Origin of the sequence: Sphingobacterium anhuiense (genome assembly GCF_042686355.1) — a bacterium.
Taxonomy (GTDB): Bacteria; Bacteroidota; Bacteroidia; order Sphingobacteriales; family Sphingobacteriaceae; genus Sphingobacterium; species Sphingobacterium anhuiense.
On sequence record NZ_JBHUPE010000005.1, the window covers coordinates 541,307 to 559,390 of the forward strand.

The window sequence follows — 18,084 nt, forward strand, 5'->3', positions numbered from 1 at the left end:
TGAATTATAATATCTATTATTGATGTTAAGATATATTAAATAATTGTTGGTAATAATTTTACAAAATGTTCTTTCTGAGACAAGTTTCAAATTGATCATTTACATCTTACCCTGTTATTTATACCGAGCGTGATTTACTACATAAAACCTGATAAAAACCATTTTTTGCTAATTATTTAAAGATTGTAGAATATGAAATGTTCTTCACAAGTCTACTTAATATGAATAAAAAAATTTTTAATTTAATATTCAGTTTAAGTAATGCTAAACTTAGGGGCTTATATTTGTGGAATTGATGTGGTTTTTAATTCATTGTTTTACTATTTGTAAACAGGTAAATCATGATATTATAGCTGAAAATTGAAATTTTTAATAAACACTATTTAAATCATCTAAAATAAAAATGCCTATGGATAACTAGTTACAACATCCTTAAAAAGAAAGGAGATGCGCTAACATCTCCTTCAAGTGTAAGGAAACCAAAAAGTCTAAAAAAATTTTAATTAACCTTAATTGTTCAAATATGAATAAGTTTTCCCTCGTTTCAAAATGGAAAGGTAAATTTTATTGCCCATTGTATCGAGTTTCAACTACCCAAAAAGCATTATCCCTTGGTTTAGTGCTATCCCTAATGCATGTGAAGCAGAATGAAATATTTGCTTCACCACTTCACAATATTGTACAGTCAGAAATCCTTGTCAGGGGTAAAGTAATCAATCAAGGGCGAGGTTTACAAGATGTATCTGTCTTTGTTAAAGGAAAGAAGTCAATAGGTACTAAAACGAATAGTGCTGGAGAGTTTGTTTTGGAAGTTCCAAAAGGATCAACGCTGGTATTTACTTCGGTAGGTTATAAGCAACAAGAAATCTTAGCTACTTCTTTATTAAGTGTTGAATTACAAGAGGATGCTTCAGTTCTTGATGAAGCTGTTGTGGTAGGTTTTGGAACACAAAAAAAGATTAATTTAACTGGTGCTGTAGATCAGATTTCTGCCAAGCAATTGGAAAATCGCCCTGTCACCAATATCGGAGCGGCATTGCAAGGATTAATCCCTAATTTAAATATTACAAATCCTAGTGGAAACCCTACTGCAGCTGCGACCTTTAATATTAGGGGCACAACATCTATAAATGGAGGTGGTCCATTAATTTTAGTAGATAATGTTCCACATTCGGAAGATGAATTGGCCCGATTGAATCCTAATGATTTCGAAACTTATACCGTCTTAAAAGATGCAGCCGCAGCTGCTATTTATGGTGCAAGAGCCGCATTCGGTGTTGTGTTAATCACTACTAAAACTGCTAAAAGTGATGATGTTCAAGTAAATTTAGGTATCAACACTTCGGTCCGTACTGTAGGTAAAATGCCAGATATTGTAACAGACCCTCTTACTGTTATGGAATATAAGCGTATGGCCGCAGCTCCACTTTATGATTTGTTTCCTGATGCAATTCGAGACTATGCAAAGAAAATGCAGGAAGATCCGTCATTGCCCAATGTTATTCTGGATCCTACCAATAAATTGAATTATATGTATTATGGTTCGACAGATTGGATGGATGAAGCATACAAAAAAACTGCCCCTACTACGACTGTTAATATGAGTGTTGGCAAAAGAGCAGAAAAGCTACAATACTTATTTTCAGGCGAATATTATAAACAGGATGGGATGTTAAAATATGGTGAAGATGTTCTAAAAAGATATAACGTACGCGGTAAAGCTGATTTTAAAGTAAATGATTGGCTTTCTTTTGGTAATAATACTTTATTGACTATTCGAGATTTTAATTCTCCAGTTTTTATGGATGGTGACTTCTTTTGGAATGTCAATCGTACAAGCTCCTTGGATGTGCCTAAAAATCCTGATGGAAGTTGGACGTCGGCAGGAGCAGGTTTGCTGGGACGTATGCAAGAAGGAGGACGAACGACACGTAATATAAATGAGTTTCAAACAACCTTTAATGCGAAAGCTGCAATAATAAAAAATATTTGGGATATCAATGCTGATGTTACATTGCGGCGTACAAGTGGAAATACTGATTCATATGATGTGCCAATTCCTTATAAAATTGGACCTGAGACAGAGATTAAGTATGCCGGTTCGACGACCTCATATGCAAGTAAAAGCAATGATAATAACAGATATGATGTTATCAATATTTATTCAAATTTTAATAAAACATTTGGAGATCATAATTTAAGTGCTCTACTTGGTTACAATCAAGAATATAGAAAAAATGAATGGGCATCGTTGCGTAGGAATGATCTATTATCAAAAGATTTACCAACTGTCGAACTGGCTACAGGCACCATGACGACGCGTCATACTATAGATGACTGGGCTGTTCAAGGGATTTTTTATAGGCTGGGTTATAATTACAAAGGAAGATACCTTGCGGAGTTTAATGGACGTTATGATGGATCGTCAAGATTTCCAAAAGGTGACCGTTGGGGCTTTTTTCCTTCTGCATCGGCGGGATGGGTAATTTCGGAAGAGCAGTTTTTTGAACCGATTAAACCTGTACTTAATATGTTTAAGCTTAGGGGATCATATGGTCAATTGGGGAACCAAAGTGTTGCAAATTATTCGTTTGTACCCACAATGTCAGCGTCCAAAATCGGACAGATATTAGGAAACGAGAGACCAATGTCAATTGGAGCTCCAGGTGAAGTTTCAAATAGTTTAACTTGGGAAAAGGTTTCTACGACGAATTTCGGTGTAGATCTAGCTGCGATCAATAATCGATTGAATTTAAATTTTGATACATATGTGAGAAAAACTGAAGGTATGCTTTCTGCAGGAAGGACCCTACCTGGCGTTTTTGGAACAGCATCACCAAAGATAAATGCTGCAGATCTTAAAACCAAAGGTTGGGAGTTACGTTTGGGTTGGAATGATCAATTTGAGTTATCTAATTCACCATTTAAATATAATGTCACTTTTGTTATCGCAAATAGTAAAGCTGAGATAACAAAGTTTAGTAATCCTGCCGGGAATTTGGGAGACTACTATACAGGCATGAAGCTTGGTGAAATTTGGGGTTTGGAATATGATGGTGTTTTTGAAAACCAAGCACAATTGGACGCTTTAAATCAAGTTGATATCGGAAATGGTAATCAAGGTAATAACTCTTATATCGGAGATATTAAGTTTAAAGATTTAAATGGTGACAAAAGAATAAATTTCGGTAAAAATACCTTAGAAGATCATGGCGACCGTGTAATTGTCGGGAACTCGAGTACTCAGTATCCGTATAGTTTAGATTTGGGGGGTGATTGGAAGGGATTTAATTTACGCGTTTTCCTTCAGGGAGTGGGTAAAAAGGATTGGTATCCGGGTGGTGCTCATGTTTACTTTTGGGGTATTTATGCCCAGCCATGGACTAATGTAACTGTACAAAATCTGGATCACTGGACTCCGGAAAATCCAGATGGTTATTTCCCTGCGGTTCGAGCTTATGCCGCAGAAGTTTCTAATCGTTCATTAGCTGTTCCAAATAAAAAGTATATGCAAGATGCGAGTTATTTGCGAGTTAAGAATATAACTTTTGGTTACTCACTTCCTAAGCAATGGGTTGAAAAAGCTGGACTTGGAAGAGTGTATTTTTATTTTAGTGGAGAGAATCTATTTGAAAAATCTAATCTTAAAGTTTCGTTAGATCCAGAAGGATTAGGAGGACAGATTTATCCATTTCAACGTACCTATTCTTTTGGTATGAATTTAAACTTTTAATGATTATGAAAAACATAGTAATTATTTCTCTGGCATTTGTAGCCGTATTGGCACTCACTTCTTGTCAAAAAGATTTTTTGGATAGATTTCCTCAAACGAGTGTGACTGAGAATAGCACATTTAAGACTCCTGCTGATTTAGAAACATATACGAATGGATTTTACGGCATGATTGGTCCTACTTATAGCGATGGATTTACGGATAATATTGCTGGTATGAGTGGATCATCAACAACAGATGCAATGGTTAGAGGCAATCTAACAATAGCTAATGCTGGTGGATGGGGAGGATGGGATAACGTGCGTAGAATCAATTTTATGCTACAAAGAGTTGCAAACACGACGGGAGATCAAGCTTCGATTAATCATTATGTAGGTATTGCTCGTTTTTTTAGAGCAAACCTATATTATAATATGGTGATGACTTATGGTGATGTGCCTTGGTACAACCAGGTGATCAAAGATACGGATGAAGACTTGCTGATGAAAAAGCAAGATAGCCGGACTTTAGTTGTCGATTCTATTATGGCCGATTTAGAATATGCGGTGGCGCATATTAAACCTGGAGGAACAAATACCAGAGTGACGAAATGGGTCGCATTGACCTTGCTGTCTCGTATTGCTCTTTATGAAGGGACGTATCGTAAGTATCACACATATCTTAATTTAGAAGAGACTGCCCATAAATTTTTGGAAAGATCGGCAAGTGCTTCTAAGCAGATAATGGATCAGGGAGGATTTAGTATCACTAATACAGGTAAGCTTCAAGAAGATTACAGGAACTTATTTGCTAGCAAAGATTTGTCAGCCAATAAAGAAATTATTTATTTATGGAAGAATGGCGAAGCGGATGGGGTAGCTAATAATACGCATACTGTATTTGATTACCAATGGGCATTGAGTAAAGACTTGATGGAGGAATTTTTGATGAAGGATGGTTCCCGTTTTACTTCATTACCTGATTATGATAAAAAACAGGTGACTGAAATATTTAAAAATCGCGATCCTCGTTTAGCAGAGAATATTATGGAACCTGGTTTTAAAACGAATCCTGATGTTAATATTCCTTATGTATTGAAACCAAGTTATGGTGGATATCTTCAGATTAAATTTTATCCTAGAGATCCAAATCAGCGTAAGGGATGGAACTTAAACTACACGGATCTTCCAATGATGCGTTATGCTGAGGTACTTTTAAACTATGCAGAAGCGCAAGCAGAACTTGGCAAAATAACGCAAGGTGAACTGGATTTAACTATTGGATTATTAAGAAGACGGGTAGGAATGCCTACTTTAAAACTTGCAGATGCACAGAGTAATATTGATCCTATTATGGCTTCAAAATATAGTAATGTAAAACATGCTAATAAAGGGATTGTTTTAGAAATTCGTAGAGAACGAAGAATAGAATTAGCCTCTGAGGGTTTTAGGTTTAATGATCTAAATAGATGGTATGTTGGGGAGTTATTTGCAGTCAACCCTAAAGGTATTTATGTGCCTGGCTTTGGAGCACTTGATGTAACAGGAGATGGCGAACCCGATCTTGTTATCTTAGAGAAAGAATCTGATAAAGCTTCATTACCTGAAAAATACAAAGCGTTACCTGGATATTATGTAAGTGAAAATAATATTTATTTGAGTAACGGTAGTTCAGGACATATTGTCTTTTTTAAAGATAAGAATCAACCGCGTCAGTGGATTGATGGCCCTAAATATTATTACCGTCCGATTCCAATTGGACAGACTGTCTTGAATCCAAATTTGATACAGCCGTTAGGTTGGAGATAATAGCTGTTAATTTTTTTTGAATATGGTTAGCCCTTGATTTTCGAGGGCTAACTTTTGTTATAGTATAATGAAGCAAATAATTCTTTTGAAATTTTTTGCTACCAATAGCTCGCTTTAAAACTTATGCCTGTGGTGTATATTTAGATGTTAATGGAGGTAATGAATTGGATCGCAATGGAATATTATTAGCATCGATGGCTTCCGGAGCAGTTATCTTTTTAAGTAAAGAATATCTAAGTTAATTATAATTATGTGGCTGATTTTTCTGGTAATGTTAATTGTTTCCAGATAAGATAATGATATTGATTTCATAATAAAGGCCTCTTTAGAGGCCTTTATTATGAAATCAATACTTCAATTTTCGCGAGTCAATTTCGGAAGTAATCGGATATACATCTTTGTAAACATCAATTCCTGCATCGCTTAATGGTACTCCAGCCATTTTGGTTTTCGTACCTTGAATACGAATATTCTTTTTATTGTCTAGGTCAATTACTGCCCAAATTGGATCTTCATATACGAGTGTGTAGCGAAGGATGCCGTGTTTTTTGTAAAAATCATCTGAGAACGCTGTACTTTTAAAGTCTTCTCCCGCCCAATAGTATGATGAACTGTTAATCTGAACGTAATGGATCCCATTGATCTCATTGTGATAATTCATATGATGGTGACCTGTTAACACGAGTACTACTTTGTTAAAGCCTGCCTCTTGGTTGATCTGTTCGAATAGATAACGGACCTCCATGCCATTATCTAACCCGCCTAATGTATTTTCAAGCCCTTGATGACAGAAAATAACGGTGCGTAAGGATGTGTTTTGAAGGTCTTTTTTTAGCCAGTTAAGTTGCTTTTTTGTAATAGAACGGGGATAGCCATCTATTTTTTTCGTTTCACTTTTTTCATTGCCATCTAATACGACAAAATGAAAACCATTCTTGTCAAATGAATAATAAGGATTTGTCGCACCCCAAAATGCCAGCGCCTGTTCTTTGGAGAAGCCACCATCAGTATCGTGATTACCTAAAACGTAATGCTTTTCACCACTGAATTTTTTCCAAATATTTAATAAGGGTTTATTCTGAGGTTTCGGAACACAAAAATCACCTAATTGAATGATGAAATCGGGCTGCTCTTTGACCATAGCATCAATAAATAATTGTGCTCTTCGGTCACTATCATGCATGAGATCATAATGAAGATCCGATATGACTCCAAATTTTACTCCACGAGTTTTAATGTTATTTGTTTCAATACTTTCAACTATTGGAGCTGCTATAGATTTATTTACAAGGAGTCCTGATAGACTTAGTCCCCCAATTTTTAAGAATGATTTTCTGTTTATCATAATTTATAATCCGGTTTATTTTTTTTCATTTAATAGCGCTTTTACATCTGAACTTCACTTGCTGTTGCTGGCTTTACAAATGATATAATGATAGCACACAACGCACAAATTACGGCCACAACGAGGAAGATATTTGATGTATTGCCTGTAAAATCAATAATTTTTCCAAATATGGGTTCTCCGATTGCAGCAAATACATAAGCGAACATATTCATAACACCTATACCGGTACCTACTAATTTGGTTCCTAATATATCTGGGCTTAAAGTCCAGAAGTTAGCTTGGGGTCCGTACACAAAAAAACCAGCAGTAAACATCAAGACAGCAGCGAATGCATGATGTGGGGTTGGTATAATATAAATCAACAAAGCAATTGCGCAGCTACAGAGCATTCCGGCTCTAATCGATTTGCTTCTGTTTTTGTTGAATAGTACATCTGAAATATAACCAAATGAAACCGCTCCCACAGCCATACCGATAGGAATGAATAAAGTTAGCCATAAATTACCATTTGATTCCTTGTAATTATTCCCTAAGAAATGGATCGGCACCCAGAAAATAAGTCCATATCTTGCCATACTTTGAAATCCGATTGCAAAGGATGCAATCAGAAATTTTTTGTTTCCGAATACGAGCTTATAAGACTCTTTCCAACCTAATTTTGAGGTTGAATCGTTTTGTACACTATCTGATTGTAGTATAAATCCTTTTAAAGCAGGATGACTTCTTGCAATAATTAAAAATAGGAGTAAGGCAAAAAGAAGAAAGAGTATGGGGTACCTAAAGAGTGTACGCCAGCTTTGTTCTTGTTGTACTAAAAGTAGGGCCATGAAAAATGTGAGTACAGATGAGCTCCCTGCAGCCATGGTATAAAAACCAAAAGCTTTACCTCGTTCATTGCTGTCCCACCAATTGGAGATTAATTTACTTCCCGATCCCCAGGCCATAGATTGAAAATAACCATTCAGCGTCCAAAGAATAAGTATTACAGCGTAAGTATTAGCATAACTAATAGAAAGGTTGCAGACAATAGATAGAAAACCGCCTGTTAAGATCATGATTTTAGGACTTAAACGATCTGCAAGATTACCGTTAATCAATTGTCCTATGGCATACCCCATCAGCATGGAAAAGCTAATCCATCCGATTTGCTGGTAACTTATACCTAATTCAGCTGACATTCCTTTTGCCGCCCAGCCAAAATTATGTCTACCTGTATAGAAAAATAAATAACAGAACATGGTGATAAATAGCATCCTCCACTGCTCTTTTCTGAAGTTTTTTTGAATCTGCATCTTCTGTTATTTGATGTCCATATTGATGCCGACACGTATTGGTTTGTTTATTACAGCGTAGTCGAAAGCTTCATTCACTTCATCTAAAGAAAATTCTTTTTCAACAAGCTCAAGAAATGGGTATTTCTCGAAATTCTGTACAATGAAATCTACTGCTGTAGAAAAATCTTCATAATTATAATTATGTAAACCTTTAATTGTTAATATGCGTCGAATCATCTGCTCTGCATCGATCTCAAGTTTACGCTGCTTAAACACTGCTCCAATAAATACGGCAACTCCATTTATACCCAATTGTGCTATTCCTGCTTCCATAGCATCAGGCGAGCCACTCATGTCAATAAAGCGATCAATACCATTTCCTATTTTAACAATTGCTAATTCATCAAGCGTAGTTTCCCTAGAATTTAAAGTTTCGGTAGCGCCGAATTTTTTAGCAAGCGCTAAGCGTTTGTCATCAATATCTGTTACTATAATTTCGGATGCGCCTGCTTCTTTACACATCGCTACACATACGAGACCCAATAAACCCATTCCGGAAATAAGTATTTTTTTACCTTTGATGGTTCCAGCTAAACGAATGGCTCCAGCTGATGTAGCAATGGCACAATTGATCGTTGCTGCAATAGGTGCAGGTACTTCTTTTGGAAGGATACGAATGGAAGTGTGTGGTCTTAATATAATGTGTGATGCTAATCCTCCATGAAAACTGTCACGATCTGTAATTTGTCTGTGTCCATATTTGTATAGATTTTCATTTTTTTGAGGCGTTTCTGCATTATAACTAGCTGTTTCGGGATCACTAGCAAATACGGTCCAGGTGATAACATCTCCTTCTTTGAGTTCCTGTCCGGAAGCATCTGTTAAAACTGAATTTGAATTTGTCTCCATTATTGTCCCTACTATTTCATGCCCAAGTATAGTTGGGCAAGGTTCTTGACGTAGACCGCAATAAGTATGAAGATCACTGCCACAAAGTGTAGCGTAATTTATTTTGACGAGTATTTCTCCTTCTTCCAGATTTGGTATCGTACTCGATACTGATTGAAGAGGAGATTTAGGTTTTTCAAAAACCAAGAATTTTCCTTGCTTAGCCATAATTGTATTGTAAATATAACATAAAATGTTTTACAATGCTAAACATTGTTTATAAATACTATATATTTTAAATATTAAATTTATATTAATTTATGGACATTAAGGTACATGATTTGGTTTTTTCTAAAATTTGTTTGGTCACATAAGTTGTTATTAGCTACGTTCTTTTCAAACTATTAGCCAAGGCTTGATAATCCATGTCACCGTTATTTATTGTCGTATTTTTTGATATTATAGCCCTGATTTCGTTGTGATAGATATCATCGCGCTAGTCGAATACCTGTAAATTGCCATTGGAGCTGCGTATGAAAGAAATTTCGATATGTCTTTCTACTATGTCCTTTTGACGTAGCTTCCGAAGCACCTCGTAAAACCATTTGATTGACCATGAACTTTCCATTATATTCGCCTACCGCACCAGCTTCTTTTTTGAAACCTGGATAAGGCAGATAGGCGCTTCCGGTCCATTCCCATCGGTCGCCCCAATGTATGTTATCAGCCGCGATTTCCCATTCGGCCTCTGTTGGTAAACGCATTCCTTTCCAATTTGCATAAGCAGCCGCTTCAAAATAGTTGATATGATTGAGCGCTTCATTGGGATCCAATATTCTTAGACCTGATAATGTATAGTGCATCCATTGATTGTCAATTTTATGCCAATATAGTGGTGCATGAGCATTATTTTCTTTTACCCAGTCCCAACCTTCAGCATGCCAATGGCGAAAGTCTTGATACCCTCCGTTTTCTATAAATTCTAAGTATTCCCCGTTGCTGACAACTTGTGTAGCAATTTCGAATTCTTGTAGATAGACTTGATGTCTCCCAAGTTCATTATCGAAACAGAACCCCTTTCCTTCGAATCCGATTTCGTATATTCCGGCTGAAAAGGTAATCATTTCGTTATTTACGAATTCTGATTTTGAAGGTTCTGGATCGCTTTTGTAGGATGGGAAAAGTGGATTGTGTCCCAAAATATATTTGATATCTGAAATCAGTAATTCCTGATGTTGCTGTTCATGGTTAAGTCCCAGTTCGAGCAAAGTTAATACTTCCTGTAAGTGATGTCGTTTTTGTTCAAAAAATAACTGCATTTGCTCATCTACGTAAGCTCTATACTTGTAAATATCATCTACGGATGGACGGCTTAAATTTCCACGATCGGTTCGGATGACCCGCGCGCCTACAGTTTCATAGTAACTGTTAAAGACGTAATTATACTGTGAGTCGAAAACTTGATATTCAGGAAAGTAAGGAATCAATAAAAATGTTTCAAAAAACCATGTTGTATGCCCTAAATGCCACTTTGGAGGACTGACATCTACTATTGGCTGCACAACATAATCTTCAATGGCTAAAGGTGCGCATATATGTACAGAGTGATTTCGAATAGTCCAATATTGTTCTTCTAAATCTGTAATGTGATCGGTTATTGTATGTTTTGTATTCATCATCGTTTTTTTACTTGATTTCCCATATTGCATCCATAAACCATTTTTTCGAATCGTATAGTTCGCTGACAAAGTTAAAACCAGAGCTATTGGCGAGCTCTCGGATGTCAGAAGGTGAGAATTTTTGTGATATCTCCATGTAAATGGGTTCATTTTTCACAAATGAGATCTGCTCCTCGCCGAGTGTCACTTGTTGTTCTGTTAGGCTAATGAGATAACTTCTACATGCGCCATTTAAGGGATCGTAGGTTTGATAATGTTCAAATTGATTTATGTTGAAATTAGCACCGAGTTCATGATTAATGCGAAGGAGAAGATTAAGATTGAATTTTGCAGTTACACCTGTTGGATCATCATAAGCACGAAGTATCGTTTTAGGATGCTTTTTTAAATCAAAACCTATTAATACATTGTCTCCATGATTTAGTTTACTCTTCAATTTGGAGCAGAACTGTTCAGCATCCGCAATTTCCATATTACCAATATTGCTTCCTAAAAACAATATTACTTTACGATTTGACGATATTGTCATTGCTTTTTCGATCATCTCAAAATATTCACCTTTGAGGCAGATGATATTTAAAGCTGGTATTGCATCGTTAAGATTTGTTTTTAAAACTGAAAGGATATTACCAGATATATCGATCGGCATGTAAGTAAAGTTTGCTTCTCTACGAACAAGGTGTTGCAATAGAAATGTGGATTTCACAGCGTCGCCTGCTCCCAATTCTATCAGATCAAATGGTTCGTCATCTGAACATATTAAATTAGCAATTTCAGCTGTCTGATTTTTGAAGATGTCGAGTTCGCATTTTGTAAGATAATAATCTTCCAGTGCCATGATTTTTTGGAAGAGATGATCTCCTTTACTATCATAAAAATATTTAGAGGATAATCTCTTTGGATTATTTTTTAAATCTTCTAATACCTCTATTAGGAATTTATGCTTAGTTATTGTTTCTATTGGGTTTTCGCTGTGGAGACTGCTATTCATCTTTCTTATATTACTGTTCTTGAAAGATAACAGTTGAATACGACTACTTGTTTGCTTAATGAGAAATGCTTAGGGTAGGATGTCGGATTGTAGTGGGGAAAGAGTATTAGCGATAGGTGAGGACTGTATCTTGATCTTAAATTATTTTTTCTACCCAAATATAGGGTAGCCCTCTCCGAATGCTCTTGATAGTACAGCCGATAAACCAGCAAATCCAATTAATAAAACGAAAAAAGACTCTATGATGTTTAGTATTGAAAAGTTTCTCCAGGATTGACTGTTTAATTTATCAGAATGTTCCCATAAGCTTAAGATATTCTGTCTTTTTTTATAGGTGAAAATTGGTATGATCAGGACCATTATTCCTACTGAGCTGTTGAGCATAAGGTGCCTCATATCATGATATGCGCTTCCAATAATAACGAGAGACATTAGCGTCCATGCTATTATATTCAAGAGAGAGGATATTTTGTAAACAGTTTTCATTGATGAATTATATAATGCAATATCTTATACCGTTTAAAGCAATTGTCTTTACTTTTGTTTAGGACTTGCTCCTGTATATTTCTTGTAAATTTTATTGAAGTGACTTGCATCGGAGAATCCAAGTTTTAGCGCAATTTCATTAATGTTATACCGACCATTTTTTAATAGTTGACTAGCTGTTTTTATTTTGGTCTGGATGATATGTTGCTGGATGGATTGGCCACTATGTTTTTTGACATAGATACTGATGTAGTTTGGAGACATATTAAATTGGGATGCTATATTGTCAATTTTCATCTTTTCAGGATTCAAGGCATGCATCCGGGTAAAACTTAGTATTTGGCTTAATTTATCTATTTCAGTATTCGATGGGCATTCTAGTCCAAATTGGACTGTAGACTGCGCTCTGGCCAAGAGCATCATGACACCACCAAACAGTTCCAGCAGCAATTCTCTACTGTAGGCACAATTGTTTGAGAACTCACGCAATAGAATTTGGAACAGATAGTGGAGATGAATTTTGTCAACCTCATCTTTTACTATGTTTCCATTTATTGTTGAGGCTGTTTGAAGTAAAGTTTGGGTCGTTTCTAACCATTTGGCTGTTTTGCTTCCGGCCAACTTTTCTGTAAATAATTGCTCATTAAATTTTAGAAAGATGAATTTTGTAAATTCTTTTATTTCAAAATAATGTCCATCTTCAGGCCTTAAGATAAAAACATCTCCGGCCTCATATGGTATACGAGCATCATTTAGGATATGATCACCGGTTCCCTTTTCAACGAAAATAATTTCATAAAAATTGTGCTTATGTTCTGGGAAATCCCATTTATCCAGCTCCAGAGCAAATACATTTAATGAGTAATAGCTATTAAACCTTTGCATACATAGTAATTGATTTGTACAAACATACGATGAAAAATTACAGATTTAAGCGCTTGCTTCATAATATTTTTGTAAAAACAAATAATTACTATGTATAAATCATCAATTTCTATAGTTGCTATTTTAGCAACTATACTCGTCTTTGCTTCTTGCAAAAATAATGGGCAAAGTTCTGATGTGCAATCTTCAGTTTCTGATTCTATTTCTAGTACCAAGCAATGGCCAAATGGCGCTCAGCTGGTGATATCTGTTTCTATGCAGTTTGAAACAGGGGGACAGCCGGCTGGAGCTGAAAGTCCATTTTCGGGTAATCCCTTACCGGTGGGAAATCCCGATTTACCGGCTGAAAGTTGGTATAGGTACGGGGCTGTAGAAGGCGTTTATCGCATGCTAAATCTTTGGAAAAAGTACGATATCAAAGTGACTTCTCATGTCGTTGGGACAGCCGCGGCGAAATATCCCGAAGTCGCCAAGTCAATTGCTGCAGATGGACATGAGATAGCTGCCCATGGAATTTCATGGGATGACCAATGGAATAAAGATTATAATGAAGAACTAGATTTTGTAAAAAGAGGTGTAGATACTGTTGAGCGTATTACGGGACAAAGAGCCGTTGGATATAATGCAAATTGGTTACGTAGAAGTCCTAATACTTTAAAGATTTTACAAGAACTGGGGTTTCTATATCATATAGATGACTTGAGCCATGATGAACCTTTTTTAACAACCGTAAATGGAAAGGACTTTGTGGTCATGCCTTACACGCTTCGTAACAATGATATTGTCAATATAGCAGGCAATCATTGGACTCCAGAAATGTTTCTTTCGCAGTTGAAGATGGAGTTCGATCAACTGTATGAGGAGGGTAAATCAAAAAGAAGAATGATGAGTATAAGTTTTCATGATCGTATTGGGGGAACTCCAGCTGTTGTAAAAGCAATGGATGATTTTATTACATATGTCAAAGATAAAGATGGGGTTGTTTTTATGCGTAAGGATGACATTGCGAAGATGGTGCTCCATGATCCTAAAACACCAAGAGATGAGTCCGAACGAAAATATAATAATCAATAATGAAAACTATAAAAACTAATGTTTTGCTGATCCATAGCTTATTGATTTAAGGTGAAGATATTGGAGTTGCTCCTTATTTCATTTATAGATTTAAAAAAAATAGTAGTTAGTAGTAATAATTAGAAAAATAGGAGAGCGCATAGGCTTCTAGAAAGTGTTACTGCAATTGGTAAAATTGTTATTAAATATTGAAAATAGAAAAGACAAAAAATAAATTCTTATTAAAAAAGGAAAGCCATCTATAAGGATGGCTTTCCTTTTTATGTTATTATATAATTGAAATTATTTAATTCTTTTTTTGGTTTTCTTTTTCTTCTTGTTTAACCAAATGATTGTTCCTGTAATAGGAAGTGATGCGCATATTAAAGCGATGAAAAAATGTAAAACTTTAGTGGCTATACCTCCATAATTACCCACATGAAGGTCATAGTTCATCGCGCCAATTTTATCACCTATGGGAGCATTTTCCGATTGTTTTATTTTTTCAATCTGACCATTTCCTCTGTTAAAATAATACCAAATAAATTCGCCGGTACGATCTTTAATGAACCGCACCTGAATATCTTGTGGATCTGTTGGAGATTTACGTAAACGAATCGACATCATATCTGCATTTGGGTGTTTTGATATGGTGAAATTGAGTGCATTATCTAATATTTTAGACTGATTCTGTGGTACATATTCGAACTTTTCCTGTTGTTCAATTTCTTTTGTGCTATCGAAACCATTGAGCGATTTGACATAAAAAGTTTTAAATGCGGGAAATGTAAATGCAATACCTGTACATGCAATTAATAGGGCGAAAATGAAACTATAAAGTCCTAAGATTTGATGCAGGTCATAGTTTAATCGTTTCCATTTAACTTTAAAATCAAACCAAAGCTGTCTTTTTAATTTTTTGATAGTCCATTTTTTAGGCCACCATAAGACGATACCTGTTATTAAAATTATTATGAATATGATGACCGAAATTCCTACTACCCAATGGCCTACCATGGCGCCCAATAGTAAGTTCATATGAAGTTGTAAGACGATCTGAAAAAATTCTGTTTTGGAGTTTTCTACCGCTTGTACTTTACCCGAATAAGGATTAATAAATACGCGTTTATGGTAAATATAATATTGATTATTGCCAAAAGCATGTTCATCCGTTTTTAGCGCACGAAATATCCAAGTTCTATCTGGTGAGAGGTAGAGATCTGTTCTACTTATTTTTTCACCTTTAGGTAAAGCGTTTTGAGCAATATCAATCAGCTGCGTTAGTGGGAGTAACTTACTATTTTCTCCAACTGAATCTTGAGTATAGTATTTTTTAGGATAGACTATTAGTTTAAGCTCATCATAGAAAACATAAAAGCAACCCGATAAACTAACAATAAAAACAACTAGGCCTGTAAAGAGGCCTAGCCATTTATGTAGCCATAATAAACCTGCCTTAATCATTCTTAAAATTGATAATGAAGGTTTAATGAAGTGACAGTACCACTACCTTTTACGTACTCGGCATCCAATGCACGGTATTGACTAACTGTAGGGTAGTAAGATGTGTTGAATATATTTTCTATTCCGAAGCCTATTTTCCAATTTTTATTCAAATTGTAGTTACCTGATAAATTGAAGAGGTCGACATTACTGATTGGTCCTTCACTATTGTTATATTTTCCTTTGTCATTGAGCGCAAATCGATCTCTAGCTCCAGTGTGTATCCAAAACAATTGCAGATTTAACTGTTGGTTTGGTTTATAACTTAAAAAACCTGTTGCTTTAGGTGGTGCAATCCGAGATCCATTAAGATAAATTTTGCTACCATCATCCATTTTTGCTTTTCCTTCTACATAAGCATAGCTTCCACCGACGCTCAATTTTTGACTCAGTTGCGCATCAAGAGTAACTTCATATCCTTTTACTTCTTCAGGTTCACGCTGAGGCATTAAAAAACCACCAACATCTACTAAATTAACACCTAAATCCGAAGTACTGATGTAGTAAGAGGCTGAAATATTGAAGATACTGAAACGGCTTGAAAAACCAGCTTCATAGTTATTGGTAATGATCGGGTCTGTTTCTAAATTACCGATTGTATTTTCTTTAGCACGGCGTAAAATACGACCTAATTCATTGATCGCAAATGCTTGCGAAAAACTAACGAAAGGGTTGAAATAATCGTATTTAGTATAGCGTAATCCTGCATTGAACATTGTCGCTTTATATGGAATATTTCCTCCGCTTACCAATATACTTCCTTCTCCATTCGGACCAGTAGCTATGGTATTGTAATCGTTGACTTTAACGGTTGCATTTTCATACCGAAGCCCGGCTTTAAAGATCAAATTTTCAATGAGGTCGGCTTTTACTTGCGCATAGGGGGCAAAATTAACCATATTCATTTTTGGTATGTATACACGTCCATCTGTTAAATCTTGATAGGTTACATCTTTTAATAAATCTAAACCGTAAGTTATTTCGGTTGGAATAGAAAAAAGCTGAAATGGAGTATTCAGATTTAAGCGCAATCCTTTTTTATTAGAGTTGATCATGGTTTGTCCAGGACCATACCAAGCCGTTCCACTAGCAACGTATCTGTTCATTGAACTGAAGGAATTTAAATAAGCTGTTACATCCAATTGGGTTGAATGAAAAAGATTACTTTTTGAATAGGTTAACATCGCATTGTGATTGTAAGGTGTACCTGCGGGTTTGCCTGGTTCTTCTCCTCTAACTCCAATTGTAGGCGACTGACCATAGATGCCGTTTTTACTGATATATTTAGCACGTTGTGTACTTCCATAATAGTTGTAAAATCCAGTCAATGTACTGCTTGAATCAATTTGATAGCCAATTTTCATAAAGCCATTGTACTGATAGGAATTGGAAAGTCCATCAGTTTGTCCAAGAGGTAAACCATCGGAATCTCTTTGTAAACCGGTGTAGTCTGCCGAACCAGAAACGGTGTAACTCCATTTATTTACCTGTCCTGAAAGCTGTTGTGAAAGTTTGTAACCTAAGGTTTCCTTGGGATCAAATGGATTTATTGATGTTCCCAAAATGGTCTGACCACTAATCTTTTTACCGTCTTTGTTTTTCTTGGTAATGTAATTGATAATTCCACCACCTGAACCATTTCCGTAGATTGAAGTAGCACCTTTTATTACTTCGATACGTTCAATCACATTAGGGTCGATGGTGCGTAGGTCACGTGCTCCATTCATAAGCGGTGTTGATTGCGGGATTCCATCTATCAAAACAAGTACGGCACGTCCACGAAGGGTCTGTCCAGAATTTGTAGCTTTATTGGTCGAGGTACCCAAACCCGGAATTGCATTACCAAGTACCGTAGCTAAATTGTTCGTAATGTTGGTTTGTGCTTGTATATCTTGTTGATTCAAGATTGTGATAGAGGATGGTATTGTTGAAATACTTTCTGGCTTTCTTCCGGCCGTAACAACGATTTCATCCAATACATTTGTACTTGCCAATAAAGTGATGCTGATTAAATTATTGTTGGGTTTATTTGATAAACTGAGGATTTTTTCTTTAAATCCTATCGCAGACACTGATATTTTTTGATTTGCTATTTTTTCATTTGTTGTGATCAACACACCAGCTGTATCTGTACTTCCTAATAGTTGTTGATTTAAACGTACCGTAGCTCCAGCAATTGGAAGATCTTTTTCTGTTTTGACTTTTATAGTCATTTGTTGTGCTTGACAAATGAAAACGAATACCTGTAATGGTATTATTAGAATTAGAAATTTCCATCTATTAGAGATGGAAGGGAATGAAATAGGCATCTGTAATATTCTTATGTTGATTTAGATTTGTTCTAAACAATAGGCAAATATACAATCTATTTAATTCGAGTGAAATTATTATTTGATTTTTTTTAGCAGTAATTAGTTACTAGGCATAAACTCTACAGGTCTTATTCTGAGTTTACTA

12 protein-coding genes are annotated in these 18,084 nt (G+C 35.7%); 4 read left to right on the forward strand and 8 right to left on the reverse strand.

What is annotated here, in order from left to right; genetic code table 11:
- The first annotated feature begins 523 nt into the window (after nucleotides 1-523).
- The 3 genes from ACFS6I_RS14180 (at nucleotide 524) to ACFS6I_RS14190 (ending at nucleotide 5,762) form a co-directional block, all read left to right on the forward strand.
- Complete coding sequence (locus ACFS6I_RS14180; protein ID WP_380921589.1) at nucleotides 524-3,733, forward strand: SusC/RagA family TonB-linked outer membrane protein; 3,210 nt, start codon at nucleotides 524-526, stop codon at nucleotides 3,731-3,733.
- A gap of 5 nt (nucleotides 3,734-3,738) precedes the next feature.
- Nucleotides 3,739-5,520 (forward strand): RagB/SusD family nutrient uptake outer membrane protein, encoded by a 1,782-nt coding sequence (locus ACFS6I_RS14185; RefSeq protein WP_207902422.1) that lies wholly within the window; start codon nucleotides 3,739-3,741, stop codon nucleotides 5,518-5,520.
- A 95-nt stretch (nucleotides 5,521-5,615) separates the two neighbouring features.
- Nucleotides 5,616-5,762 carry a hypothetical protein gene (locus ACFS6I_RS14190; protein ID WP_380921592.1) on the forward strand — a complete coding sequence of 49 codons (147 nt, stop codon included), beginning with the start codon at nucleotides 5,616-5,618 and terminating at the stop codon, nucleotides 5,760-5,762.
- Nucleotides 5,763-5,866: 104 nt separating this feature from the next.
- Here ACFS6I_RS14190 and ACFS6I_RS14195 read toward each other — a convergent pair whose 3' ends face one another.
- The 6 genes from ACFS6I_RS14195 to ACFS6I_RS14220 form a co-directional block, all read right to left on the reverse strand.
- Nucleotides 5,867-6,865 (reverse strand): metallophosphoesterase family protein, encoded by a 999-nt coding sequence (locus tag ACFS6I_RS14195; protein WP_380921594.1) that lies wholly within the window; start codon nucleotides 6,863-6,865, stop codon nucleotides 5,867-5,869.
- 41 nt (nucleotides 6,866-6,906) lie between these two features.
- Nucleotides 6,907-8,160 carry an MFS transporter gene (locus tag ACFS6I_RS14200; RefSeq protein WP_380921596.1) on the reverse strand — a complete coding sequence of 418 codons (1,254 nt, stop codon included), beginning with the start codon at nucleotides 8,158-8,160 and terminating at the stop codon, nucleotides 6,907-6,909.
- A gap of 6 nt (nucleotides 8,161-8,166) precedes the next feature.
- On the reverse strand, nucleotides 8,167-9,258 hold the full coding sequence (locus tag ACFS6I_RS14205) for a zinc-binding dehydrogenase (protein ID WP_380921598.1): 1,092 nt from the start codon (nucleotides 9,256-9,258) through the stop codon (nucleotides 8,167-8,169).
- A gap of 260 nt (nucleotides 9,259-9,518) precedes the next feature.
- Nucleotides 9,519-10,709, reverse strand: a complete 1,191-nt coding sequence (gene egtB / locus ACFS6I_RS14210) for an ergothioneine biosynthesis protein EgtB (RefSeq protein WP_380921600.1) — start codon at nucleotides 10,707-10,709, stop codon at nucleotides 9,519-9,521.
- 7 nt (nucleotides 10,710-10,716) lie between these two features.
- Nucleotides 10,717-11,700 carry an L-histidine N(alpha)-methyltransferase gene (locus ACFS6I_RS14215; protein WP_380921602.1) on the reverse strand — a complete coding sequence of 328 codons (984 nt, stop codon included), beginning with the start codon at nucleotides 11,698-11,700 and terminating at the stop codon, nucleotides 10,717-10,719.
- A gap of 534 nt (nucleotides 11,701-12,234) precedes the next feature.
- Nucleotides 12,235-13,071: an AraC family transcriptional regulator gene (locus ACFS6I_RS14220; RefSeq protein ID WP_380921604.1), complete on the reverse strand. Its 837-nt coding sequence runs from the start codon at nucleotides 13,069-13,071 to the stop codon at nucleotides 12,235-12,237.
- A 90-nt stretch (nucleotides 13,072-13,161) separates the two neighbouring features.
- On the opposite strand from ACFS6I_RS14220, the gene ACFS6I_RS14225 reads away from it, so the two are divergent.
- A complete protein-coding gene (locus ACFS6I_RS14225; RefSeq protein WP_380921606.1) occupies nucleotides 13,162-14,145 on the forward strand; it encodes a polysaccharide deacetylase family protein in 984 nt (327 codons plus the stop codon).
- A 282-nt stretch (nucleotides 14,146-14,427) separates the two neighbouring features.
- On the opposite strand, the gene ACFS6I_RS14230 is transcribed toward ACFS6I_RS14225, so the two are convergent.
- Together ACFS6I_RS14230 and ACFS6I_RS14235 are read right to left on the reverse strand one after the other, a co-directional pair.
- Nucleotides 14,428-15,588, reverse strand: a complete 1,161-nt coding sequence (locus tag ACFS6I_RS14230; protein WP_380921608.1) for a PepSY-associated TM helix domain-containing protein — start codon at nucleotides 15,586-15,588, stop codon at nucleotides 14,428-14,430.
- A gap of 2 nt (nucleotides 15,589-15,590) precedes the next feature.
- Nucleotides 15,591-17,840 (reverse strand): TonB-dependent receptor, encoded by a 2,250-nt coding sequence (locus ACFS6I_RS14235; protein ID WP_380921610.1) that lies wholly within the window; start codon nucleotides 17,838-17,840, stop codon nucleotides 15,591-15,593.
- Nucleotides 17,841-18,084: the final 244 nt, after the last annotated feature.

What these genes read in the sequence shown, in the direction of transcription:
- ACFS6I_RS14220 (WP_380921604.1), bottom strand. Translation starts at nt 13,071, where the DNA reads ATGCAAAGGTTTAATAGCTATTACTCATTAAATGTATTTGCTCTGGAG.
- ACFS6I_RS14215 (WP_380921602.1), bottom strand. Translation starts at nt 11,700, where the DNA reads ATGAATAGCAGTCTCCACAGCGAAAACCCAATAGAAACAATAACTAAG.
- ACFS6I_RS14235 (WP_380921610.1), bottom strand. Translation starts at nt 17,840, where the DNA reads ATGACTATAAAAGTCAAAACAGAAAAAGATCTTCCAATTGCTGGAGCT.
- ACFS6I_RS14205 (WP_380921598.1), bottom strand. Translation starts at nt 9,258, where the DNA reads ATGGCTAAGCAAGGAAAATTCTTGGTTTTTGAAAAACCTAAATCTCCT.
- egtB (WP_380921600.1), bottom strand. Translation starts at nt 10,709, where the DNA reads ATGATGAATACAAAACATACAATAACCGATCACATTACAGATTTAGAA.
- ACFS6I_RS14225 (WP_380921606.1), top strand. Translation starts at nt 13,162, where the DNA reads ATGTATAAATCATCAATTTCTATAGTTGCTATTTTAGCAACTATACTC.
- ACFS6I_RS14200 (WP_380921596.1), bottom strand. Translation starts at nt 8,160, where the DNA reads ATGCAGATTCAAAAAAACTTCAGAAAAGAGCAGTGGAGGATGCTATTT.
- ACFS6I_RS14195 (WP_380921594.1), bottom strand. Translation starts at nt 6,865, where the DNA reads ATGATAAACAGAAAATCATTCTTAAAAATTGGGGGACTAAGTCTATCA.
- ACFS6I_RS14185 (WP_207902422.1), top strand. Translation starts at nt 3,739, where the DNA reads ATGAAAAACATAGTAATTATTTCTCTGGCATTTGTAGCCGTATTGGCA.
- ACFS6I_RS14230 (WP_380921608.1), bottom strand. Translation starts at nt 15,588, where the DNA reads ATGATTAAGGCAGGTTTATTATGGCTACATAAATGGCTAGGCCTCTTT.
- ACFS6I_RS14180 (WP_380921589.1), top strand. Translation starts at nt 524, where the DNA reads ATGAATAAGTTTTCCCTCGTTTCAAAATGGAAAGGTAAATTTTATTGC.